Source organism: Paraburkholderia fungorum (assembly GCF_900099835.1).
In the GTDB taxonomy this organism is placed as follows: Bacteria; Pseudomonadota; Gammaproteobacteria; order Burkholderiales; family Burkholderiaceae; genus Paraburkholderia; species Paraburkholderia fungorum_A.
Genome location: NZ_FNKP01000004.1, coordinates 142,874 through 165,225, shown reverse-complemented (window position 1 = coordinate 165,225; position 22,352 = coordinate 142,874). Strand labels below are relative to the sequence as shown.

General features: G+C 58.8%; 18 protein-coding genes and 2 pseudogenes. 8 read left to right on the top strand and 12 right to left on the bottom strand.

Annotated features, from left to right (window positions below; all coding sequences use genetic code 11):
- Positions 1 to 97: 97 nt before the first annotated feature.
- Entirely contained in the window at positions 98 to 736 is a 639-nt protein-coding gene (locus tag BLS41_RS36330; protein ID WP_074773988.1) for a nitroreductase family protein, read from the bottom strand.
- Positions 737 to 931: 195 nt separating this feature from the next.
- The gene (locus BLS41_RS36325; protein ID WP_074773985.1) at positions 932 to 2,338 is read right to left on the bottom strand and encodes a sugar porter family MFS transporter; all 1,407 of its coding nucleotides are present in this window, start codon (positions 2,336 to 2,338) and stop codon (positions 932 to 934) included.
- A gap of 334 nt (positions 2,339 to 2,672) precedes the next feature.
- On the opposite strand from BLS41_RS36325, the gene BLS41_RS39860 reads away from it, so the two are divergent.
- Positions 2,673 to 2,876 (top strand): hypothetical protein, encoded by a 204-nt coding sequence (locus tag BLS41_RS39860; protein ID WP_253189924.1) that lies wholly within the window; start codon positions 2,673 to 2,675, stop codon positions 2,874 to 2,876.
- Positions 2,831 to 3,118, top strand: a complete 288-nt coding sequence (locus tag BLS41_RS39855; RefSeq protein ID WP_253189923.1) for an ester cyclase — start codon at positions 2,831 to 2,833, stop codon at positions 3,116 to 3,118. The genes BLS41_RS39860 and BLS41_RS39855 overlap by 46 nt, the downstream gene beginning before the upstream one ends.
- Before the next feature lie 595 nt (positions 3,119 to 3,713).
- Here the strand turns inward: BLS41_RS39855 and BLS41_RS36310 are convergent.
- The 3 genes and pseudogenes from BLS41_RS36310 to BLS41_RS36290 form a co-directional block, all read right to left on the bottom strand.
- Positions 3,714 to 3,995, bottom strand: a pseudogene (locus tag BLS41_RS36310) (FadR/GntR family transcriptional regulator); the annotation flags it as partial.
- A 443-nt stretch (positions 3,996 to 4,438) separates the two neighbouring features.
- On the bottom strand, positions 4,439 to 5,785 hold the full coding sequence (locus tag BLS41_RS36300) for a PQQ-dependent sugar dehydrogenase (RefSeq protein WP_074773976.1): 1,347 nt from the start codon (positions 5,783 to 5,785) through the stop codon (positions 4,439 to 4,441).
- A gap of 1,256 nt (positions 5,786 to 7,041) precedes the next feature.
- Positions 7,042 to 8,143 (bottom strand): annotated as a pseudogene (locus BLS41_RS36290) (IS3 family transposase); the annotation flags it as partial.
- A gap of 268 nt (positions 8,144 to 8,411) precedes the next feature.
- On the opposite strand from BLS41_RS36290, the gene BLS41_RS36280 reads away from it, so the two are divergent.
- Positions 8,412 to 8,936, top strand: coding sequence for a response regulator (locus BLS41_RS36280; protein WP_074773967.1), 525 nt, complete (start codon positions 8,412 to 8,414; stop codon positions 8,934 to 8,936).
- Positions 8,937 to 9,103: 167 nt separating this feature from the next.
- Complete coding sequence (locus BLS41_RS36275; protein WP_074773964.1) at positions 9,104 to 9,649, top strand: hemerythrin domain-containing protein; 546 nt, start codon at positions 9,104 to 9,106, stop codon at positions 9,647 to 9,649.
- Positions 9,650 to 9,929: 280 nt separating this feature from the next.
- Here BLS41_RS36275 and BLS41_RS36270 read toward each other — a convergent pair whose 3' ends face one another.
- From BLS41_RS36270 to BLS41_RS36255, 4 genes are all read right to left on the bottom strand, one after another.
- A complete protein-coding gene (locus BLS41_RS36270) occupies positions 9,930 to 11,741 on the bottom strand; it encodes a glycoside hydrolase family 15 protein (protein WP_074773961.1) in 1,812 nt (603 codons plus the stop codon).
- Complete coding sequence (locus tag BLS41_RS36265; RefSeq protein WP_074773958.1) at positions 11,738 to 12,895, bottom strand: Gfo/Idh/MocA family protein; 1,158 nt, start codon at positions 12,893 to 12,895, stop codon at positions 11,738 to 11,740. Before BLS41_RS36265 ends, BLS41_RS36270 begins: the two co-directional genes overlap by 4 nt.
- Before the next feature lie 60 nt (positions 12,896 to 12,955).
- Positions 12,956 to 13,747 carry an SDR family NAD(P)-dependent oxidoreductase gene (locus BLS41_RS36260; RefSeq protein WP_074773955.1) on the bottom strand — a complete coding sequence of 264 codons (792 nt, stop codon included), beginning with the start codon at positions 13,745 to 13,747 and terminating at the stop codon, positions 12,956 to 12,958.
- Positions 13,748 to 13,872: 125 nt separating this feature from the next.
- On the bottom strand, positions 13,873 to 14,775 hold the full coding sequence (locus BLS41_RS36255) for an SDR family oxidoreductase (protein WP_074773952.1): 903 nt from the start codon (positions 14,773 to 14,775) through the stop codon (positions 13,873 to 13,875).
- Between the two features lie 405 nt (positions 14,776 to 15,180).
- Here BLS41_RS36255 and BLS41_RS36250 point away from each other — a divergent pair, with 405 nt between their 5' ends.
- On the top strand, positions 15,181 to 16,962 hold the full coding sequence (locus BLS41_RS36250; protein WP_253189922.1) for a hybrid sensor histidine kinase/response regulator: 1,782 nt from the start codon (positions 15,181 to 15,183) through the stop codon (positions 16,960 to 16,962).
- Between the two features lie 177 nt (positions 16,963 to 17,139).
- On the opposite strand, the gene BLS41_RS36245 is transcribed toward BLS41_RS36250, so the two are convergent.
- Both BLS41_RS36245 and BLS41_RS36240 read right to left on the bottom strand, forming a co-directional pair.
- Complete coding sequence (locus tag BLS41_RS36245) at positions 17,140 to 17,502, bottom strand: DUF3022 domain-containing protein (protein WP_074773946.1); 363 nt, start codon at positions 17,500 to 17,502, stop codon at positions 17,140 to 17,142.
- A 454-nt stretch (positions 17,503 to 17,956) separates the two neighbouring features.
- On the bottom strand, positions 17,957 to 18,316 hold the full coding sequence (locus BLS41_RS36240) for a DUF4148 domain-containing protein (RefSeq protein ID WP_074773943.1): 360 nt from the start codon (positions 18,314 to 18,316) through the stop codon (positions 17,957 to 17,959).
- A 1,048-nt stretch (positions 18,317 to 19,364) separates the two neighbouring features.
- On the opposite strand from BLS41_RS36240, the gene BLS41_RS39850 reads away from it, so the two are divergent.
- Both BLS41_RS39850 and BLS41_RS36230 read left to right on the top strand, forming a co-directional pair.
- Complete coding sequence (locus BLS41_RS39850; RefSeq protein ID WP_253189921.1) at positions 19,365 to 19,730, top strand: RsbRD N-terminal domain-containing protein; 366 nt, start codon at positions 19,365 to 19,367, stop codon at positions 19,728 to 19,730.
- A gap of 9 nt (positions 19,731 to 19,739) precedes the next feature.
- Complete coding sequence (locus BLS41_RS36230; protein ID WP_253189920.1) at positions 19,740 to 20,486, top strand: sensor histidine kinase; 747 nt, start codon at positions 19,740 to 19,742, stop codon at positions 20,484 to 20,486.
- Between the two features lie 999 nt (positions 20,487 to 21,485).
- Here BLS41_RS36230 and BLS41_RS36220 read toward each other — a convergent pair.
- On the bottom strand, positions 21,486 to 21,890 hold the full coding sequence (locus BLS41_RS36220) for a PRC-barrel domain-containing protein (RefSeq protein ID WP_074773928.1): 405 nt from the start codon (positions 21,888 to 21,890) through the stop codon (positions 21,486 to 21,488).
- A gap of 187 nt (positions 21,891 to 22,077) precedes the next feature.
- On the opposite strand from BLS41_RS36220, the gene BLS41_RS36215 reads away from it, so the two are divergent.
- On the top strand, positions 22,078 to 22,266 hold the full coding sequence (locus BLS41_RS36215) for a hypothetical protein (protein WP_074773925.1): 189 nt from the start codon (positions 22,078 to 22,080) through the stop codon (positions 22,264 to 22,266).
- Positions 22,267 to 22,352: the final 86 nt, after the last annotated feature.

Here is a 22,352-nt window from a genome sequence, read left to right as displayed (position 1 = left end):
GGATTTGAAATGGCGGGAGAATTGACAAGCCGGGCGCGTATGTTTGCGGCGACAGTCGCCACGGGCGGGTGAGACCCACCCGCCGCGTGTGCCAGCTTTACGCGATGTCCGTGACGAAGTTTTCGCGGCTGCGTCGCACCTTCTTCAGGTTGACCAGCCAGTCGCCTTCGCTTGCCCGGTATCCGAGCGGCAGCATGACCACGCTGCGCAGGTTCTTCGATTTCAGATCGAGAATGTCATCGACGGCTGCCGGATCGAAGCCTTCCATCGGCGTTGCGTCGACATCTTCGAAAGCGGCCGCGATCAACGCAGCGCCCAGGCCGATGTACGCTTGCCGCGCCGCAGCGTGATAGTTCGCGTCGGTGCCCCGATCGGCGACGATTCCCAGCAGCATCTGCCGATAATTTTCCCAGCCTTCGTTCCTGAAGCCACGGACTTCGTTGGTCAGATCGAACATCATATTGACGCGGTCGGCGGTGATGTCGTCCCATGCCGCGAAGACCAGCAGGTGCGAACAGTCGGTCACTTGCGCCTGATCCCACGCAACGGTGCGGATCTTCGCGCGAATCTCCGCATTGGTGACGACGAACAATTCGAAAGGCTGAAGACCGCTCGAAGTCGGGGCGAGCCGAACTGCCTCGACAATCCGTTCGAGTTTGTCGGCGGGCACGCTTTTGGTCGCGTCGAATTTCTTGGTCGCGTAGCGCCAGGCCAGTCTTTCATTTACTGTCGTCATGACATTTTCCTTCTGCATCTATCTTGAAGAGGGTATCGGCCAGCGTCTATGCTTACCCGTCATCGGGATGGCCGGAGCAAAAATCGCCGCCATCCTAACGTAAAACGGGCGTGCCCGCTGAGCGTGGCCTCGACTGATTCGAGGCTCGACTACATGCGGGACACGCCACGATTTCACGCGACAGTGGCAGAAAATCTATTCGCCGAGTTGCCGCAACGGCTTTCCCATCATCAGGTTGCGCTCGATCTGCTCCAGCGAAGCCGAGCGTGTTTCCGGCACGAAACGCAGCGTGACCAGAATGAACAGCGCATTCATCGCGGCATAGAGCCAGAAGGTTTGCGCATGCCCCATCGTGTTGAGCAGCGTGAGAAACGTGGCCCCCGCCACGGTATTGGCAACCCAGTTGACGAAGGTGGAGGCCGAGATGCCGAAGTCGCGGCCCTTGATCGGTTGAATCTCGGCGCACAGAATCCAGATCATCGGACCGGCGGACATCGCAAAGCCCGCGATAAAAACCATCAGCGCGGCGACAGCGAGTATCTGCGGCGTGCCCGGCGAAATGCCGGCGTGCAGAAGCACGCCCAGCGTGGCGAGCGACGCGGCCATCACCGTGAACCCTGTCAGAAGGATGGGCTTGCGGCCCCAACGGTCGACCAGTGCGATGGCCACGAAAGTGGCGGCGACGTTCACCGCGCCGACAATCACCGTCCCCCACAGCTGATCGTGCGACGACGCAAATCCGGCCAGGCCGAAAATGCGAGGCGCGTAGTACATCACCACGTTGATGCCGGTGAGTTGCTGCATCACCTGAAGTGCCACGCCGAGCCATACCGAGCGACGGAAATTCGCGTTGCTCCTGAACAGGCCCCAGCCTTCCTCGCTGATCTTCAGTTGCGCGCGGATCTCTTTCACTTCGACCGCAATCTCGTTCGGGTCGGCGCGCAATTTCTCGAGTACCGAATTCGCTTCTTTCTCGCGGCCGACGCTCATCAACCAGCGCGGACTTTGCGGCAGCAGCAACAGGCCGGCGAGCATGACGAGCGCCGGCAACGCGATCACTCCGAGCATCCAGCGCCAATTGCCGGTGCCGCTAAACGCGGTGTTGGACAGGAAGGCCACGAGTATGCCGACGGTCACCATCAACTGATGCAGCGAGATCATCGAGCCGCGCATCTTGCGCGGCGCGACCTCCGACAGATACAACGGCGCCGTGAACGAAGCGATACCCACCGCGATACCGAGCAGCACGCGGCCGCCGATCAGCCAGCCGGGATCGGGGGCGAATGCGCACAGCGCGCTGGCACCCGCAAATAGCGCGGCGCCGATCATCAGCGAATATTTCCGGCCGATCCGCTTTCCGGTCCAGCCCGACATGAGCGCGCCGAACGCGGCGCCGACCATCATCGAGCTAACGATCCATTCCTGCGCCCGGTCGCTCACGTGAAACTGTTTGGTGATGAACGGCAGCGCCCCGGAGATGACGCCGATGTCCAACCCGAACAGCAGACCCGCGAGGGCCGCAATGACGCAGGTCAAGATGATCTGAAATCGTTTATCCGCGCCGGCAGTCCGCGCTTTTAGTCCATGGTGTGTAGTCGACATGGTGATCCTATGATTTTTTTTGCTTGATGGAGGGCACCACGCGTATCGGCTTGAGCGTCAAGACGGCTCAAGAGATTGCGACGGGCAGCGCGCGAGCATCGACGATGCAGCGCCGGCTATGGTGCCAACTGCCGTGACGGCAGCATGTCGCGTGCCCGTCGATGACGAAACGCTTTCACCTGGGCTACGAGTGCCGGGTGTTTTCAGCCGCTGGAATAGCTGTGAATGGTCATGAAAGGTCATGAACCACCGTACGCCCGCTGAGCCCGACTGCGGTAACATGATTTGTACCTGCACCGAAGTCCCAGCCGGGCATTCTGAAAGGACAGTAGCCATGACATCGAACGTTGTTGCCGAGGCCGAGACGCGCGCGAAAATCGAGCGTTTATACGAGGCCTTCTCGCGCCATGACCTGGCGTTGCTGCGTGACGTGGTCACCGCCGACTGGGAATATCTGCCCGAGCCGAAGGGGCAGCGCCCGGTCCGGACCAGATGGCCGCGATATTCCACAACATCGCGGCGGCACTGCCCGACATGAAGATCGAAATCCACGACCTGCTGATACATGGCGACCGGGTCGGCGTGCGAGCCGAAGTCACGGGAACCCAGGCGGGGCCGCTAATGGGCATTGCGGCCACCTCGAAGCCGGTGCGCTTTGCAATTCACTCGTTCCACGAGATGCGCGGCGGGCGGGTCGCGAAGACATGGCATCTGGAGGACTGGCTCACCGTGTTTCAACAGATCGGACAGCTTCCCCGCGCACTTGATCTACGGGAGTAAAGTCAACGCGACCGTACCGGTCCGTCCACATATTCACGGCAATCGGCTCACCCCGTTAATGCGCTATAACGCGCGATGGGGCGACGTGACGGCGCAGATATCGCACATGCGCGCCTTACCCAGCCGGAGGCGCCCAGCACTCACCGTCGTTTCGGAACCGCACTCGCAGCGGCAGACCCACAGTCCGTCGCCGGCGTAGCGCTCGGTCGTCAACTGGCCGAATACTTCGCCGCTTTTCAGTGCGGGCGAGCTGGGTCGCGAACGCCACACGCGACGCTGCTCCCGGCAGCCGCAATCGTTCAACACGCCGCTTTCCACCATCTGCAGCGCGGCTCTGACGACGTTACCGCACCGGCATTGCCAGAGCCACGCGCCGGCGCCGTCGTATTGAAGCGCAACGAGATCGCCGCACGGGCGGCCAGCGACGTCCCTCCCCGGAGGGAAGGGCCAGCGCGGAAGCGGAGGGCGGCGAGTTCGTTTGTTCACGGAACGTAAATGGTGCGTAGCTTACGGGCTTTCAAGTGACGCAAGAGCGGGGCCTTCGCGATGCGACGGCCCCCGGCCTGGTCGTGCCCGGACTGCATTTTCGGAGTCGTCAGCGCGGCGGTGCGCTGCCGCCGCGCCGTCCGCCCGTGATGACACGCTCTAGCGACATCTTCAGATGACGCTGCATGCTCGCCTGAGCCTGGATCGGGTCATGCGCCTCGAGCGCTTCGAGGATCACCAGATGATCATCCGGCACCGCGCCCCATGTGCTCTCGTTTTCGAAATGCCCTCGCAGTTTTTCGGACAGCGGACTTTGCCGCGCGTCGAAAACGGAACTGACGGTACGCACCAGCACCTCGTTGCCGGTCATCTGCGCGATTGCGAGATGGTGTTGCGTAAGTTTCGTAGGAAGGCGGCAGCCTTGCCTGCCGATGCTTACAGGTACGATACCTCGGGATCGAGGTAGACGATGCGCTCGAGATGGCCGAGCAGATTGAAGTTTGATAGCTGGCGGCCGGCAAGCGAACGCTTGCCGGCCCAGGAAGCGACGGTCTCAATGGGTTGTTGCGAAGAGCCAATGATTGTCGAGTTAGCGGCCGTTCGATAATTCGGCGAGGGAGCGGTCAACCGGCGCGGATTTTCCGATCAATTACCGCAAGCTGCCGAATCGCGACAATGCTGGCTCTACCATGCGGAGCCTCGCCGGGATCCAGTTGCGGATCCCCGTTTTTTGAGGTGACGCCACGGGCATGCGGCTTTGACTGATGAAACGGTTCTGATCTGCACGACAACCTGAAGTCCGCCGGGCTTCGGAGCAAAGCGGCCAAGGCCTTGTCATTTACCTGCCGGCGCGATGTCAGCCGATTTGTCGTTGTTACGCGGCGCGACTCGCCATACAGCGTTACCGACGTCGTCAGCCACAAGCAAGGCCCCATGCGCATCCAGGGCGACGCCAACAGGTCGACCCACGGCGTAGCCGTCTGCCGTCAGAAAGCCGCTCAGGAAGTCCTCGGGTACGCCAGCAGGTTTTCCATCGATAAATGGCACGAAGACCACCTTGTAGCCGGTACGCGGTTTACGGTTCCATGATCCATGCTGGCCGACAAATGCGCCTCCACGATAATGAGGCGGGAACAGCGTCCGGTCGTAAAAGACCAGACCTAGCGAAGCCGTATGATTGCCCAGGGCGTAGTCCGGCGCGATGGCCTTTGCAACCAGATCGGCGCGTTGCGGTTTGACGCGGGTGTCGATGTGCTGGCCGTAATAGCTATAAGGAAAACCATAGAAAGCGCCATCTTTCACAGCCGTCATGTAGTCGGGGACAAGATTGTTGCCGAGATCGTCCCGCTCATTGACCGCCGTCCACAACGCGCCGCTATCCGGTTGCCAGGCAAGTCCGTTGGCGTTGCGCAATCCAGTCGCATAGGGCCGCACGTGGCCCGTGTCGATGTCGAACGCGAGGATGCGCGCTCGACCTTCTTCGGCATCGACTCCATTTTCCCCTGCGTTGCTGTTCGATCCTACCGTGATGTACAGGTGCTTACCGGAGCGATCGGCCAGGATATTTTTGGTCCAGTGATGGTTGATCGGCCCGGCCGGCAAGTCAGCAACCTTTACGCCGAGGCTTGTAATCTGGGTGGTGCCCGTCACATAGTCGAAACGCAGCAGAGCATCCGTATCGGCAACATAGAGTTGATTGCCGATGAGCGCCATCCCGAACGGCGAGTGGAGGCCGCCCAGAAACACGGTCTGAGTGCTCGCGACGCCGCTGCCGTCGACATCGCGCAACAGCACAATACGATCGGGGCTCGGCACACCGGCGCCTGCGCGCTTCATGACCTGCTTTCTGACCCAGCCGAATAGGCCGCTGCCTTCATCGTGTTCTTTTGGCGCGTCGCTTTCCGCTACCAGTACGTCACCATTGGGCAGCGTGTAAAGCCAGCGCGGATGCGCGAGGCCACCGGCAAACTCGGTGACGAGAAAGCCGGCGGGGGCGGTGGGCGCGAAACCGTCGGGGCGTGCCTGAACGGGCGCGATGTTGACCGTCGGAACCAACGACGATTCCGGAGCCGGTATGGCGGGCGACGCGCCGAAGCCCGCGTCGCTTGAACTTGATGGTCCGACCGCGCAGGAGGCCAGAGGCAAAACTATTGAAATAGCCAGACGGCTTAGCAGGCGCATGTCGGTTCCCAGCGAAGGTCTTTAATTGATGACGCATGGGTGGAATAGCAAGAAGCCGGCCCGTGACGTTGCCTGCTAAGGCGCAGCGCGCGCGAGCATTGAGAGTTGGCGGCGATTTAGGTGCGGCGCGGCCTCGTCACGGCGCTCGCCCCGCAGCGATGGGTGGCCCCGAGTATCGCGGTGGCGGCGCTGATTTCCTTGGTAATCGTTAGCGGAATTGCCGCGCGCGCCGGAGGAGCGAGAGTGGGTCCGGGCGTATTGCGGGTTACCTTCTGGAGCGTGCTGTCGATGGGTGTGGCATCCGCGGTCGGTGCTATATTCGGCGCGACTTGAGCCGTGACATCTTTCCTCAATACAGTCGCCTGCTATTCCGCGAAGGTTGTCATCTGTTTGCTCGGCTCAAACCTTTTCGGAATGTCCAAGGGCCAAAGCCGACGTTAATACGCAGCCCATTGCCATTTTGATGGTCGTCGTGACCTCGGTCGAATTGGACCGAGTCGAGGAGATCACCGATGGCCCGCGCATTGACGGGCGCATACGTGTTGCCTGAGAACTGCAGCGGATTCCGCGGATTTTCTTGGCTGCGTGATCAGAGGCAGCTATCGGCTGCGATCGGTTAATTTGCCGATCAACGCGCGATCCGAATATCAAGAGGCCGCTAGCGCCGGGAAAATTATCAACACTGGCCCGAGGGTTGCTAAATGAAAGAGCCAATACACCATCGGGGGTGTCTATATATCCGTTTTTGCCGAGATGACTCGCAGCGAGGCCGGAAATTGCTGTAGGTCATGAAGCGAACGATTGCCCCTGAATTCATAGGAGTCTTTGATGCAACAAGCTACTGGTCGCCGCGAACGTAAGAACGCCCGGATGGTTGCTTTAATTTGTGCCGCGTTGCTATTAGTGACTTTCGGTATCGCCGAACTCAAACCCTAGTCGAGAAAGCCAGCCGATGCAGGCGAGTGTCCCACGAACGGTGCAGATTGGCGGCAAACGGCGCTCAGAAACAAGATAGACAGCACCAATGCTCCCTTGCTGAAGGCAAAGTCTTTCGATGTTCAGGCCGGATCGCACTGGGACGCAGAGAATCATCTGTGGGTGGTTTCGTTCCGTACGGCGGGCCAAAGTGCAGACTCAAATAATCTGGTGGCACTGATCCATTGCACAGGGTCGGTTGATATCAAGGCCGGCGACTGATCCGCTTGCGTTTCCTGGACACCTTGCAATGTTAGTGTCCGGAGTTTCATGAGCCTTCGGCCGTAGGCCGTAGGCCGAAGGCTGTACTGCCGGGCAAATTCGCCCGGCGTCAGGTCGTTGAGCGCCATGTGAGGCCGACTCTCATTGTAGTCCCGCCGCCAGGCCTCGATCTCGCGTTTCGCTTCCGCCAGGGATTCGAACCAGTGCAGGTTCAGGCATTCGTCCCGGAATGAACCATTGAACGTCTCGATGAAGCTGTTATCGGTGGGTTTGCCTGGACGGCTGAAGTCGATCTGTACCTTGTAGTGGTAGGCCCACATATCCAGCAGACGGCCTGAGAACTCGCTGCCGTTATCGGCGAACAGGAACCGTGGCGCCCGACGTTGCGCTACCAGCCGGTTCAGCACCGACACCACGTCTTCTGCGCGCAGGCGCTGTCCGACTTCGATGGCAAGTGCTTCACGGCTGAACACATCGACGATCGTCAAAGCCCGCAGGCGGGTGCCACTGGCCAGTTGATCGGCCACGAAATCCAGACTCCAGACTTCGTCAGGGCGCACCGGTACGCACCGTTCACGGCGCGCCACCACCATCTTGCGTCGCCTGGGCAGCTTCGAGCGTAGCTGCAACTGTTCATCGGCGTACAGCCGGTAGACCCGGTTGCGACTCACATGCCAGCCTTCGCGTTTGAGCAGCACATGTACGCGTCGATATCCGTATCGCACCCGGGTCTGCGCGATCTCGCGCATCCGCTGGCGTAATGCCGTCTGCGGATTCTTGACGCTGCGATAGTAGTGGGTGCTGCGCGCCTGTTTGACCAGACGGCACGCCCGCTGCGTCGGAAGACCGTAGTGATTCATGATGTAGGCACTGCGTCCCTCTTCAGCGCGGGCGGGGCCACTTTTTTATGGCGATATCCTGCAGGATCGCCTTGTCCAGACTGAGTTCCGCAACCAGCTTCTTGAGCCGCGCATTCTCATCCTGGAGCTGCTTCAGTTCGCGGACCTGGTTAGACTCCAGGCCTGCATACAGCCTCTTCCAGCGGTAGTACGTCTGCTCGGAAATGCCCGGTTGCCGGATCAGATCCGCCACCGGCATGCCCAGTTCGGCCTGCTTGAGCGCGGCCACGATCTGTTCTACCGAATACTGTTTGCGTTTCATCGCCAACCTCCCATGTCAGGGGAAATCGCTCCGAAACACTAACACTCATTTCTGTCCAGGATTTCGACAGCAGATCAGCGACAGTTAATGTGTAGAGAGGGCGAGCGAGAGCCGTACTGGTTCGTCGCTCGCTGCATTGTGTGTTCGACTGCGGCAAAACGCTTTTTTCAGTTCAGATATCCGTGAGAAGCGCCATTGTCTTGACCATGGGTACGATCGTTGCGGCTGCCAGGAAACGACCTTCCACCCTACCAGCAAGAGAGCGTCCATGGACTCGAAACAGGAAAGCTGCGAACGGGACAATACTTTGCGGTCCGAGAGCCTGAATGACGGCCGTCCCCATGAAACAGCCATGCGCGTGCTGGTCGTGGACGACTCGCGTCCGTCGGCTGACGCGCTCAGCGCTTATCTACAAGGAGGCGGAATGTGCGTGCGCACCGTGTATCACGGCTCGGATGCATTAAGCGTGGCGCGAACCTGGATACCGCATTGCATTGTTCTGGATGTGGCGATGCCCGGGCTGTCCGGCATTGGCGTCGCGGCCGCCCTCAAGCGAATTGCAGCGACGGCGAAGATTCCGCTGCTCGCCTATACCGCGTTCGACACGGAAGACTATCTCGGAGAAATGAAAGCGGTGGGCTTTGACATCATCTGTCGCAAACCTGCTGAGCTCGACGAGCTGGAGGGGCGGGTCCTCGCCCTTGTCGGTCGTCGGTCCGTTATGGATGTGGACGATACGGGCCGTATCGCGGCGCTAGCGCCTTCCGGGTTCCAACGCGATTCCGACTCATGACGGCGGACACGGCGGGGCGGATCGGGACCACGTGCTTTTTCCCCTAGTGGTTTCGGTTTTCCCGTTGCGATCGCCCGTCTCGTCGATAGGCATAGCGCTTGTGCTACGAAGAGTCAGCCGGAACATTCTGATTCGGGGTGAAGACCGGCATCACCTAGGAGGTCAGCATGGCAACAACGACAAAGCATGAGGCAAAAGCGGCTTCTGGCGCACAAGATGCGCTGCATTTGCTGGAGGCGGACCATCGAGCGGTTGAAAAGCTGTTCAAGGCATTCGAGCGTGCGGCCGATGACGACCTCGAAGCAAAAGCAGCACTCGCGCAGCGCGCCTGCGAAGAGCTGACGATTCACACGATGATCGAAGAAGAGTTGCTTTATCCCGCCGCCCAGCAGGCTCTACCCGAAAGCGACAAGGTTGACGTGGAAGAAGCCTATGTCGAGCACTTTCTGGTCAAGACGCTGATCGGAAAGTTTGAAACGCTGAAAGCCGGCGAGAAGGGCTTCGACGCGACTTTCAAAGTGATGAGCGAAATGGTCGGTCATCATGTGGAGGAAGAAGAGGAGGAACTTTTTCCGGAGCTGCGCAAATCGAAGTGTGACTTACGTGCGCTCGGAGAGAAAATGGAGCGACGCAAAGCGGAACTGCAGGGAAAGCTGGATGCGGTGGGCAGCAGACAGGTGGGTGACAAAAGCGCGATGCTTTCAGGTCTCTGAAGCAACATCACAACCTTTTCCAGATGGCGACGGCGAAACGCTCTGCGTCGCGGGGCCAACGGCTTCGCAGCTTGCGCGAGACAACACGCGAGACGTGGGGCACTGGGTGACGCAGTGCGCATGCCGAGGTTCAGCGCTAGGGCAGTCGCATTGCAAAGCGGCAAGCAGGTCGCCGGGCTGCTTCCAGACGGCACAATACGGATCTTTGTGTCGAGCTATTTAAAAGCTGTCCGGGCACCGTCTGGTTCAGCCGTTCCGCAAATCGACCAGCAGGCCCGGCTCACCGCCGCAGCTCAGAACGTGTTTGGGTCGCAATCGAGGTCAGCGCCTGCACCAACGCAAGGTGCGTCAGTCCCTGCGGCAAATTCCCCAAAAACTCGCCGCTGTGCGGATCGGCCATTTCAGGGTAGATACCCGTTCCCCCTTGTAGCGCCTGAATGATCGCATCCATTGCCCGCGTCGCTACTTCAGTTTGTCCCAGTAACGCTCTCGCTTCGATTTGCCAGAACGTGCAGGCGAGGAACGCGCCTTCTTCATTCGCCACGCCGGAGTAACGGTGGTGATAAGGACCGTTTCCCAGCTCGCGCTGAATGGCGTCGAGTGTCTTCTCCATCCGGTCGTTATCGCCAAAGCGGAATCGTACGGCGAGCGCTATCGACGCATCCAGCCTGTCGCTGCCCGGGTACATGACATAGGCGCTTCTCTCTTCGGACCAGCCGTGTTCATTGATCCATTCGGCGATCCGGTCGCGTTCGCGTTCCCAGCGATCGCGGCACGTGGTGGGCAATTGCCCGCTGTCGGCCAGCTCGACCGCGCGCGCCAGCGCCTCCCACGCGCTGAATTTGGACATCGTGTATTGCCGGGCCTCTTCGAGCTCCCAGATGCCGGCATCTTCGCGTCGCCAACGGTCTGCGCACTGATCGGCGAGGCGGGAAAGTGTTTGTGCACTTTGCGAGTCGAGAATGTTGCCACCGCGGACAAATTCGGCAGCCGTTCCGAAGATATCGCCGTAAATGCCGTGCTGATGCTGATTCGTCGCGGCATTGCCGACCACGACTGGCGTCGAGTTCCTGTAGCCGGGAAGATCCAGCTCGGTAACAGCGGGGACAACGCCGCCGGACAGCGGGAACAGAACCCGGGCGCCGTCGTTCTCGATTTGCCTGAGTAGCCACGAGAATGCCGCCTTGGCTTCTTCCTGAGCATCTATCCGAAGAAACGCCTTGATGGTGTAGCCGGCGTCACGTACCCACGCGTAGCGATAGTCGAAGTTCTTGCTACCACCGACGCGCTCGGGCAACGAGGTGGTCGCGGCAGCTGCGATCGCGCCGCTCGGTGAATACAGTAAGAGTTTGAGCGCGAGCGCGCTGCGCACGAGTAACGATCGATACGCTCCGTCGTACCGCAATTGGTGCGTCCACTCGCGCCAGGCCTCATCGGAACGGTCAATCCGGCGGTCGATCTGTTCGATCGGAGGGACGACCAGCGGCTCGTCCTGTCCTGCGACGATAGCGACGGTTTCCCGGTGCCCCGCACAGACAACCAGATGCGCAGTCAGGCCACCGTCTTCGCGTGCGTCGATCGTGAGACCCTCGCTGTGTAGAAACAGCCCGAGCACGCGGCCGGCGTGAAAGACGTCATGTCCGCCGATGACGGAGCAATAGGGGTTGATCGTATCGCCCTGACGTCCCCAACGGATGCGGATGTCGAACCTGACCGTTCCTGCAATGCCTTCGATGCGCCGGGCTAACTCCGCCCAGGGAAGGCGCCCGGCGCCGCTGCTATTGTGCGACTCCGCCAGTTTCGCCTCTCCTGAAGCGGTGGTGAAGGTCGTTTCGAGCACGTTGCTATCGGGCCGATACCGGCGTTCGGCGGTGAACGGGTCGGTCGGCGTGAGGGCAAAGAATCCGCCGCGCTCCGGATCGAGAAGACGATCGAAGAGCGGCGGTGAGTCGATCCCCGGCACGCACCACCAGTCGATAGAACCGTCGGCGCCGCTCAATGCAACAGAGCGTCCGTCTCCAATCGCGCCATAAGCACGAAGGGCGAGCGCACCGCCGCTACTGCGCTCCCAGTCTTTGCGGGTGTCGCTCAATTCTTCGGAACCTTATCGATGCCTGCTCCCGGGTTGCTGACCCCGACAAGATCCGGCGACTTGACCGCGCGCAGCGTTTCCGCCTGCGCGCTCGTGTCGATTCGCATTGTCCTCGCGAAAGGCTCGAGCTGGACCGGTCCACCGCTTTCGAGCGCCTTGAGGATGCCCTCGATGACACGCACGTCCGCATATCCTTCTTCGACGTCCGGCTCCGGGTGTGTGTCGTTGAGGATGCAGTCGGAAAAATACTTCATCTCACCGCCGAAATGATCGGTGTTTTTGAATGAATGACGACTTTCGTCCTGGCCAATGGTCACGGTTTGCTGAAGCGGCTTACCGTACGTATAACAAGGTTGCATGGCAATACTGCCCTTCGTGCCGACCACGAAATACGACTCCAGTGCATTGGCCGCATAAGAAACGACAAACTGTGCGAGGCGCTCGCCGGGAAATCTGAGTGTGACGGCGACGGTGTCGTCGAAATCGCCTAGTCCCGCCTTTTCATGCCGGACGCCGACCGCAGACACGATCTCAATCGGTTCGTCTTCGAATACGTAGCGCGCGGCATTGATCGGATAGGGACCCATATCCAGCAGCGGACCGGCTGCCACACCACTGCGGGCACGATGGTTCGCAGGATCCACCTTCTGAACGAAGGTCGACGAAAACAGAATGATCTCGCCCAGCTCGCCTGAACGAATACGCTCGATAGCGGACAGCGTGGCAGGTTCAAAATGCAATCGATAAGCCACCATCAGCTTTGCCGTCGACGCATTCGCGGCTTCTGCAATTGCCTTGCACTGTTCGGTCGATACTTCGAGCGGCTTTTCCACCAGCACATGTATGCCCGCGCGTAATGCGGGAATGGCGAACTCCGCATGTCGCCAGTTCGGCGTAGCGAGATAGATCGCGTCGATCTTCCCCGATGAAAGCATCTGGTCGAACTGCTCATACCGGTAGACGTCGGTCACGCCATATTGCTCGGCCACCTGCTGCGCCTTTTCGGGATCTCCAGAGACGAGGGCGGTGATCTCCGAATTCCCGGTATGGTCGACGCCAGGCATCATCGCTTCCTGCGCGATGTCACCGAGTCCGACAATCGCGTAACGGATTTTCTTGCTGTTCGTCAGGCCTATTGCTGAGAGGATACTCATGTTGTTACCCCTGGTTGCGGTGGTGAAGTGACTGGCCGGCAGAGCGTCGCGAGCCTCGCATCAGACGGTAGCAACCGATCCCGAATCGACCCGGTAATTGCTGCCATTTACGAAACTCGCGCGTTCCGAACACAGAAAGGCAACGACGGACGCTACTTCGTCAGCTTTGCCTCGTCTTTTCAATTCCATGAACGGCCGCTCTTCGTCCAGAAAGCTCGCGATCGCTTCGTCGAAGTCGGTGCCTTTTTCATTGGCTCGCTTGCGCATCATCGCGTCCGTCATCGGTGTCGCTATAAAGGCGGGTGAAACGGCATTCACCAGCACACCTTCTTTTGCGTAGGTTTTCGACAAACCTTTGGCGAGATTCAGCACGGCCGCTTTTGCGGCGCAGTAGGGCAGTTCATCGACGTACGGTTGCACCGCATCTTCGGATGCCAGTAAAACGATGCGGCCCCAGCCGCTTGCCCTCATTTCGTCGATGAACGCGCGCACCAGACGGACCGGCGACATCAGATCGATGTTGAGCGTATCCAGCCAGCCTTGGTCGTCGATTTCGTGGAACAGGCCGGTTGCGCCGGTCACTCCTGCCGCATTGACAAGAATCTGCGGCGCGCCGACTGCGTCCAGCACCCGCTTTTTTAATGAGGCTATTTGCGTAACGTCCGTCAGATCCGCGGCGAACGCATGGATGCCCAAAGGAAGCTTTTGCGCCGCCTCGTCCAGCGCCGCCTGCGATTTATCAGTGATGACAACACTGGCGCCTTCCGCTGCCAGTAGCGTCGCGGTGGCGAAGCCAATGCCAGAGTCCGCACCGCTGACGAGCGCGACGCGCCCCTTGATGCCTAGGTCCATATCTTTCCCCGAGTGGGATTCAAAGTCCTCCGGGCGGGTAGCCCGGATAGTCGGCGCAACGCAGTGGAGTGACGTTGGCCGCCCCGGATAGCGCCGGGATTTCGACGCGGCCCTAAAAATCCCGATCAGGGCAAATGATTGCCACCTGTCACGCCATACACCTCACCGGTGACAAAGCTCGATTCCTGCGACGCCAGAACCACATAGATCGGTGCAAGTTCGGCTGGTTGACCGGGGCGTTTCATCGGAGCCTCCGAACCGAATTTTTCGACCTTTTCCTGCGGCTGGCCTCCGCTTGGCTGCAACGGGGTCCAGACGGGTCCAGGCGCAACCGCGTTGACCCGCACGCCCTTGCCGATCACCTGCTTGGCGAACGCATGGGTAAAGGCAGTAATTGCCGCCTTGGTGCATGCATAGTCGAGCAAACCGGGACTTGGTTGATAGCTCTGGATCGACGTCGTATTGATGATCGTCGCGCCCGGCGGGAGATGGGGCAGAGCGGCTTTGCATAGCCAGAACATTGCAAAAACATTGGTGCGGAAAGTTGCTTCGATCTGCTCGGTGGCGAGATCGGCGATATTTTCGACGAACGTCTGTTTGCCCGCGACATTCACGAGGATATCGAGACCGCCCAGGCCCGCGACGGATTCATCGACCAGACGTTTGCAAAAAGCCTCGTCGGCAATGTTACCTGGCAACGCGACTGCCTTGCGTCCTGCGTCTTCGATGAGCTGCATGACTTCCCGCGCATCTTTTTCTTCACTAGGCAGATAGTTCATCGCGATGTCGGCGCCTTCGCGAGCAAAGGCGATCGCAACCGCGCGGCCTATTCCGCTATCCGCACCGGTGATCAGTGCCCGGCGTCCGGCGAGCCGCCCGAACCCTTTGTAGCTTGTCTCTCCATGATCCGGTCGCGGCGTCATGTCTTTGGCAAGGCCGGGCTCAGATTGAGGCTGACGCTCGAAATCAGGTTGCGGATATTGAGTCAGAGGATCCTGCATGGTGAATTGATCCTGAGTTTCGGGCATGACTCGACTCCTTGGGGGTGACGTGAAACGGAGCAGAGGCCTCCGTATGGATCACGTTAGACAGCAAGGTGTATTCCTGTGTGAATACGGTGCAGTGAAGCGATGGGCGTTGTTCAGTAGGGGAGCGACTCCGAAAAATTGCTGGAGCGAATGCACAGCAACATCACGCGTTCGTGCTTGACCGTGCACAGCCGGCACCGCGCGTAATGAACACAATGCCGGGATGGAAGAAGATATGCGTAAAGATGACCGTCGTCACCCTGGGACAGGCCCATTTTTGCGGAGTGGGCAAAGGCGTACGTGAACCGTTCCGCATTTGGTCATTGTCACGCGCCGCAAACAACGTACTTCGTTGACTTCCGCTATTGCTTCCCCTAATGTTAGACCAGCGTTCTTGCGTATCTCGTGTCGGCAAATGTTGCCGCTGTAGAGTCAATACGCAGGGCGCCCCTTCTGGCTTTCTCTTTTCCATATCGCATGAACAGCAATTGCACGCTCGGGCAAACCGACGAGCTTGCCCGGCGCGTTGCGCGGGCGCCTGATTACGCGGCAGAAAACCGTTCACTCGTGACGCTGGCGCGTGCTCAGGCCGGACCCCGCACCGATCTGTTGCAAACCATCGCGGATGCCGCGCTGTCGCTCTGCCGCGCCGGCAGCGCAGGCATCAGCCTGATCGAGGCAGCCGGTAATGCGCGGGTCTTCAGATGGCTCTCGGTCTCAGGGCTATGTGCCGATCTGCGCGGAAAGATCACAACGTGGGAAGAGTGCCCTTGTGCAGTGGCACTGGAGGCTCAAACCCCGCAGCTATTCGTCAGGCCACAGGAACGGTTTTCGTGTCTCGCGTTTCCCGGCGTATCGGTGCAGGAAGGCATAGTCGTGCCGATCAGTTTGATGGGACAGGATCTGGGTGCAATCTGGGTCATGTCGCATACCGACGAATGCAGCTTCGATCTCGAAGACGTCAGGCTTCTATCGAATCTTGCCGTCTTCGCCGGCTCGTCGCTTACCATTATCAACGCTCGGGATACCAGCGAAGAAAGCGATCGCCGCCACAATGATTTCATCGCCATGCTCGGGCACGAACTGCGCAACCCAATGGCGCCGATCGACAGTGCGGTCGGCGCGGCGAAGCGTTTGTGCGCCGAGAATCGACAGGCCGTCGATGTGCTCGATATTGCACAAAAGCAGATGAGGCATTTGCGAACCCTCGTCGACGACCTCCTCGATGCCGCGCGCTTGCAGCACGGAAAACTGGCCGTCAGGCCCAGCGACACCACGCTTAACGACATTGCGTTCGATGCCGTCACCGCGATCAAGCATCATGTCGAATCGCGCCGGCACAAGCTGGTCATCAAAGGGCTGGAACTGCCCGTTTATGTGCGCGCCGACCATGTCCGGTTGAGCCAGGTGCTGGGCAACCTTCTGTCGAACTCCGCCAAATACACGCCGGCGGGCGGCAATATCGAAATCTCTGTTGAAGTCGAGAACGGAAGTCTGGATGACGCGCCCGCCGGCTCAGTCATTATCGCCATCACTGATGACGGCATGGGTATCGATACTGCGGTCCAGCCGCACCTGTTCGATCTGTTTGCACAAACTACTCGTGGAAAAGCTCACGCAGCAGGTGGCTTGGGAATCGGGCTAGCCGTGGCAAAGCGCATGGTCGAACTCCACGGTGGCACGATTGCCCTTTACAGCGAAGGGCCTGGACGCGGCACATCTGTGACGCTGAGGCTGCCAATATTGCGAGCGTCGGCAGGTGAAGAGCTGCTGGCTGCCGCCGAAAAGCATACCGTCACGACTGCGGCCCGACTGCTACTCGTGGATGATAACCGCGACGCCCTGCAGGCACTCGGCGTGTTGCTCGAACTGGAAGGACACGAGGTCACGACAGCAGACAACGGGCGAGACGCGCTGCAATTGATGATGGAGCGGCATCCGGAGGTGGCGATCATCGATGTCGGAATGCCGGAAATGGACGGTTTCGAAGTGGCTCAGCGAGTTCGTCGCAATGCGAATCTCGACGACGTCATGTTGGTGGCGCTGACTGGCTACGCATCGGAATCTGACAAGTCGCGGGCGCTCGCGGCAGGCTTCGATTACCACCTGACCAAGCCACTCTCACTCGACAAACTCCAATACGTCCTTGCGAATCGACTCGAGGGCAGGTTACGCGGTATCGTCTAGAAAGGCGATTTGCGCTCGGACCGATCACGAGCGCTTTGCGTGAATTGGCGCACGTCGCTAACGTGCGGCGTTTCGGATTTTGCGATTGTTTGGTGTGGGCAGTTTGGCAGGTCGAACGCGAATGTGCGGGGGTAGGCAGTAACCAGTCACCCCGAATTTTTCCAATCTGAATGGGTTTCAGGAAAATAGCTCGTCCGGCACCGCCGCTTCCAGCGAGCAATCGTCTGGCGTCACGGCTCCGTCGCGCTGCTCTGCAAATCGATGCTTGACCCACGCGCGTAAGCGAGACTGGAAAGTCTTGCGATGCGCCGTGTCCATCTCTGCATATCTCTCGAATTGTGCAGTTGCGAATGTCAGCGTAAGGACGCGCCGAGCGTCCAGCGTCGTGTCGCCGCGAGATTCTACGACCCACGAAATCTGCACAAAAAGCCGCGTGCCTTCGTCATAACTGCTCATAGCGGGAGCCTTGGGCGACTCGAAGATATCGGCCAGTGCCAGCTCTATTTCTTCGGCGCGTTGTTCCAACTCCGATTCGTTCATTGACAGCTTCGTATGCATTGATTGGTGTTAGCGAATAGCCGAGCACCAGCAAGCCCCATTCCCATCGACAGGACGTATAGGTTTGTGAGTGTCAAGCCCGCGCATCCGGATTCGAGCAGATAGCAGCACGGTCGGTGCATGCCGCCTATTGCTCCATACACATGCCGAGTGACGTGACTTACCCGAGTCAACGCGAGATCTACGGCAATGGCGCCAGAAAAGGATGGAACGTATAAATGTGGCTATTTTCTTAGTGGTAGACGGCACAGCTCAACGATTTGATGGTGCGCCATGAGCGCTTCTGTGTACGCTCTTTGGAAAATTGAATAGTTTGACTGGTTGGTCGCCCATCAGCTGATGCGTGCAGATATTTTCTCAGCCCTTACGCTGGATTGCGCAGGTGCTCTGCATCGAACATCTGCGCAATCCAGGCTACTCATCAAACGATTCGAGATTACTGTCCGAAATAGACCGGCTTGGTTCCGGGTGCGCCTCCCGTGTGTGCGGGCTGCCTGATCTGCTCGGGCGCGCCCGAGGCAGACGACCCGGGCATCACGCCGCCGTAACTCCCGCTTTCCGCGCTACGTACCTGCTGTGCACCCACCCGTGCCTCTGCCGCTTGCGCCTCGCGCGGATACGACGTTTGATCGCCGATCGAGTTGTTATAACCCGCTCGCTCGACATTTAACTGGTCGTGCTTGACTTGGGCCCGGCTCAATGAGTCGCCGGAAGGAGCGGTATCCGTTTGGGCAAATGCCACTACCGGCATAGCGATGAGGGCGGCGACGGCAACAGCACGTTTAATCGTGTTCATTTGATATCTCCCGTGAGGTTAAACACGAAGCTCTCCCCGCATGCGCTATGCCAGCTGCGGAAAAAGACATCATCGTAGCGGCCTCGCATGAGAGTTTTAGTGATCGACTGGACGGGCGCGCGTTTGACCGGCATGCGCTTTGCTCGAATTTATTGCTTGTTATCAAAAGTCAGTTTGAGAAAAATCAGGAAGAGCCATGCAAAAATCACCTCGAACGAGAGCATTCGACCAGTTTGAGAGCGTCGCAATCAGCCTATATGACGGTGGAGTTCTTTCACCTGCGGTGCTCGAAAGGGTGATTCGCGGCTTCGCGTCTATAGATGTTGAATGGACTCGAGTGCCGAAAAGGCAAGCCGTCGACGGTCATTCGCTACACGAAATTATTGCGAGGACGATGCTTTCGCGCGAAGTTCCCGGGGACTCTGCATCGGAGTCATTCAGGACGGTCATCGAACATATCCTTGGTGCCCCGATCCCCGCCGGTGCGGCAAAGCCGGGCGCTCGAAAGGCTGAGGGTCCCCGCCAGGGTAGACGAAGCGCCACGAAGGCTGATGATGTATCTGACATTGCCGACGAGCTAGTTGGGCAATTGGCGAGAAGCGCGCGCCAGGACAAACGTCGGCGGGACGAGAAACCCTCTAAGCGGCCCAGCACTTCCGCGTTCAATCCGTTTTCGACTGCTGCACTGCCGCGGTCCCACCGCACGTGAGTTGCAATCCTCGATCCGGCCGGCGTAAAAGCGTTCAGCCAAGCCGAGTCAAGCAGTAATTTGAGAGCAAGTGCATGCGGTCACCATTAAATTAACAGTGAACCCAGTCGAATTGTTCGAGGACGATTCGTGCCTTTCTGTTCATCTCACCGGAGCATATTAGCTGCGACACGTCGGTAAGCTTCACCCTATGAAAGGCGCCGCTGATGCGGGCATAGGTCTGCCGGGATCGGTCTGCGTAAAGTGCGAAACTCTTCAAGCACTCGCTGTTCCCGATACCCGATTGCAACTCAATAGCGCAGCGGTGCGTAAGACCGTTGATTGTCTCGCGAGGATCACGTGACTTTGTCGGACTTTATTGAGGCAAATCTCGACGGCTTGCTCGAAGACTGGATAGAGTACGCGCGCGTGGTTGGACCCGAAAGTGTCAGACTTACTGATGAGCAACTACGCGACTCGGGTCGCCAGCTTCTGATCGGCATCGCAGCAGATATGCGCGCATCGCAAAGTGCCGCGCAGCAGCAGGCGAAGTCTCACGGAAACCGCTCGGAACCAGACTCAGCCTTCAACGAGGTGGGGCGCGAGCATGCGGACGCGCGGCAGACTCACGGCTTTGACGTTAACGCCTTGGTCGCGGAGTATCGCGCGCTTCGCGCGAGTGTCCTGCGCAGATGGCAGCAGACATGCCCGATTGATGCCGCCTAGTTCGGGGAAATGCTCCGCTTCAACGAAGCGATTGATCAGATGGTCGCAGAGTCGGTCAGGCAGTTCTCAACGCGTTCGGAGCGTATCCGGGATCTATTCACAGGCGTCCTTGCTCACGATATGCGCTCGCCAGTGACGGCGATCGTGAATTCGGCGAACGTACTGCTTCGCGACGAGAATTTGTCGCCTATCAGCCTTCGCGCGGGGATCAACCTTCAACGCGGTGTCGAGCGGATAAAGTCGCTGGTCGACGGTCTTTTTGTCTTTACACGTACCCGCCTGGGAGACTCTCTGCCGGTTGAAGCCACAGAACAGGATTTAGGACGTATCTGCGCCGGTGCGGTCGAAGAGATCCGCGCCGCAAGGCCCGACGCACATATCGAACTGCACTCGACGGGCGATCTGGGGGGCATGTGGGACGCGGGACGCATGAACCAACTGGTCGTCAACCTGTTGACCAATGCGATTGAATATGGGTGTGGCTCCGCGATTGTGAGAGTTAGCGGCGACGACGGGCATATCGTTCTTGCAGTTTCGAATGAAGGTTCGCCGATACCCGAAACCGCTCTGCCGACAATCTTTGATCCGTTGACGCGCGCAGGTCCTTCCGCTGGCCCGAAGCGCGTTACGTCAGGTGTTGGACTCGGCCTTTACATTTGCCGTTGCATCGCGAATGCTCATCACGGGACAGTCTCAGTAGATTCTCAGGCAAACGAAACTGTATTCACGATCGAAATCCCGCGCTTTTCAACTTAGCAAACGGCCGCGGTGCTGCTGCGGTGCGAACGAACCGGCCGCTGTCGACCGACAGCCTGATAAACTAGTAGGCCAGTCCGTGCTGTTGTTCTCATAGCATCAGTCAGCACCAGCTATAGCGCGAACAAGGCGTGCGGCACCGGTCCTTCCTCTTTTCTCAAGCTCCTCGGCAAGCAGGTTCAAAAAGCCGTCGACGTCACCGTTTGTGTGCCGTTGACGAAATTCTTTCAAGGCGTCATCGATGGCAGCGCGCTGTGAGGCTTCAGATAACGCGCTGCCTATATGCGAGCCTCCTCGCGCAAGATCAAGCATGTAGACGGACCGATAGAGATCAGGGCTCGGTCGCTTCGGTTTTCGTCGTTGCACCATCGGACTCTCATGTTCTTGTGGGGTATTCGGCCTTTTGCTGGCCTACGGTTGCGAACAACGATCGCTTCTCGGATTTCAAGTGGTCAAACGGCTCCATGCATCGACGTCCGGCGACTCTACATCGCGTCTGACTTAAGAGACGTATGAAGGGCAGGAAGCAAGTTAGGCTTGGTAACCGGGCGTGCCCAGATACAGAGCGGTGGCATGCCAGGCGAGCACGAACGAAAAAAAGCCGACGTCAGTCGGCCAATGGGAATCTAGCGTAGTCGAGGGAGCCAGACCCTGAGAGGAGGCCAGTATGTTCGCTTTAAGCGGAACTGGCGAGCTTTATTTAATCGATTTGTTAGCCACTGCCGGGTTGCTCGTGCGCAGCCCGAAGCACTGTGTCGCGCGATCCGCTTTAGTTACAAAGAGCGGTCGAGGCCGGAGGTGGAGTAAGTCCTGCTCCGTCGAACGGGATCGCACCATTGCAGAGTACGGGAGGCGGCCTTGTAGAGCATAAGCGTTGTCAATGCGTCGAGCCGCTGGGGATGAAGTTATCCCGTTCGTAGACGCATCACGCCCCCCCTTGCCCAGTCTGCCGCTTCGCCGGAAGCAGAATTCCTCGGTTCGTTGCGACGCATTTGCTGCTTAGTCCAGTGCGTACTTGAACTCCGGCAACGCCTCGAGTGACTTTTTTGTCGCTTCTGGCAAGACTATGCGCCGGTTATTGATCTGCAGATCGTTGAACGGTACGGAGATCAGATGTTTGCCCATGCCCAGAAAGCCGCCAACCGACAAAATCGCGTATGTGCCACGGTCCCCACCCGGCGAGACGATCAGATCGTCCAGCGTGCCGATGTTGTCCTTTATCTTGTTGTACACGTCGGCGCCTGCGAGCTTCGACGCACGATATCCGCTCGCAAGCTGAACTACGTCTGTGCGCTTTTCCGTAATGGCTTGTGGCGCACCCTGTGCGTACGCGTTGCCATAGGATGCGAGAGTTGCGAGAAGCAACGCTGCGCCGACATACGACTTGAATTGAATTTTCCGCATGAGATTCTCCCTGTCGTGTTCGACCGACTGACGCCTGACTGCACCGATAAATAGCACCCCAGAATTTCAGCTTTCGAATTGGAAGCTGCAAAAGTTGTGCCGCACAAACCCCGCGATTGCGACTACACCCGCAGTTTCGTCAGGGTGCTAGACTGACCATTCATCTAACAAGGTAGTGGAGGCAGGCATGACTGACGCGTACGTTGTCAAAACCGGTGAAAAATTTCTCTGTAGTGCGGAAGATGGCGACATCGGGTTGGCGCCAGAAATCAAGGAAGCGAAGCGCTTCCTGTCCCGTGAAGAAGCGGAAGAGGCGGCAAATAAATACGCTGACGCCGGGCATGAAATTGTTGCCATCGAGATCGGTACGCAATGACTTAAAAGAGTTTTGTTACGTAGTTGAAAAAAACGGAATTTCGTCCGTCTTCGCGTCGCACAAGACGCGACTGAGCATATCGACAC

What these genes read in the sequence shown, in the direction of transcription:
- BLS41_RS36330 (WP_074773988.1), bottom strand. Translation starts at nt 736, where the DNA reads ATGACGACAGTAAATGAAAGACTGGCCTGGCGCTACGCGACCAAGAAA.
- BLS41_RS36255 (WP_074773952.1), bottom strand. Translation starts at nt 14,775, where the DNA reads ATGCCCGAAACTCAGGATCAATTCACCATGCAGGATCCTCTGACTCAA.
- BLS41_RS36275 (WP_074773964.1), top strand. Translation starts at nt 9,104, where the DNA reads ATGGCAACAACGACAAAGCATGAGGCAAAAGCGGCTTCTGGCGCACAA.
- BLS41_RS36280 (WP_074773967.1), top strand. Translation starts at nt 8,412, where the DNA reads ATGGACTCGAAACAGGAAAGCTGCGAACGGGACAATACTTTGCGGTCC.
- BLS41_RS39860 (WP_253189924.1), top strand. Translation starts at nt 2,673, where the DNA reads ATGACATCGAACGTTGTTGCCGAGGCCGAGACGCGCGCGAAAATCGAG.
- BLS41_RS36260 (WP_074773955.1), bottom strand. Translation starts at nt 13,747, where the DNA reads ATGGACCTAGGCATCAAGGGGCGCGTCGCGCTCGTCAGCGGTGCGGAC.
- BLS41_RS36220 (WP_074773928.1), bottom strand. Translation starts at nt 21,890, where the DNA reads ATGCGGAAAATTCAATTCAAGTCGTATGTCGGCGCAGCGTTGCTTCTC.
- BLS41_RS36240 (WP_074773943.1), bottom strand. Translation starts at nt 18,316, where the DNA reads ATGAACACGATTAAACGTGCTGTTGCCGTCGCCGCCCTCATCGCTATG.
- BLS41_RS36300 (WP_074773976.1), bottom strand. Translation starts at nt 5,785, where the DNA reads ATGCGCCTGCTAAGCCGTCTGGCTATTTCAATAGTTTTGCCTCTGGCC.
- BLS41_RS36325 (WP_074773985.1), bottom strand. Translation starts at nt 2,338, where the DNA reads ATGTCGACTACACACCATGGACTAAAAGCGCGGACTGCCGGCGCGGAT.
- BLS41_RS39855 (WP_253189923.1), top strand. Translation starts at nt 2,831, where the DNA reads ATGGCCGCGATATTCCACAACATCGCGGCGGCACTGCCCGACATGAAG.
- BLS41_RS36215 (WP_074773925.1), top strand. Translation starts at nt 22,078, where the DNA reads ATGACTGACGCGTACGTTGTCAAAACCGGTGAAAAATTTCTCTGTAGT.
- BLS41_RS36265 (WP_074773958.1), bottom strand. Translation starts at nt 12,895, where the DNA reads ATGAGTATCCTCTCAGCAATAGGCCTGACGAACAGCAAGAAAATCCGT.
- BLS41_RS36230 (WP_253189920.1), top strand. Translation starts at nt 19,740, where the DNA reads ATGCTCCGCTTCAACGAAGCGATTGATCAGATGGTCGCAGAGTCGGTC.
- BLS41_RS36245 (WP_074773946.1), bottom strand. Translation starts at nt 17,502, where the DNA reads ATGAACGAATCGGAGTTGGAACAACGCGCCGAAGAAATAGAGCTGGCA.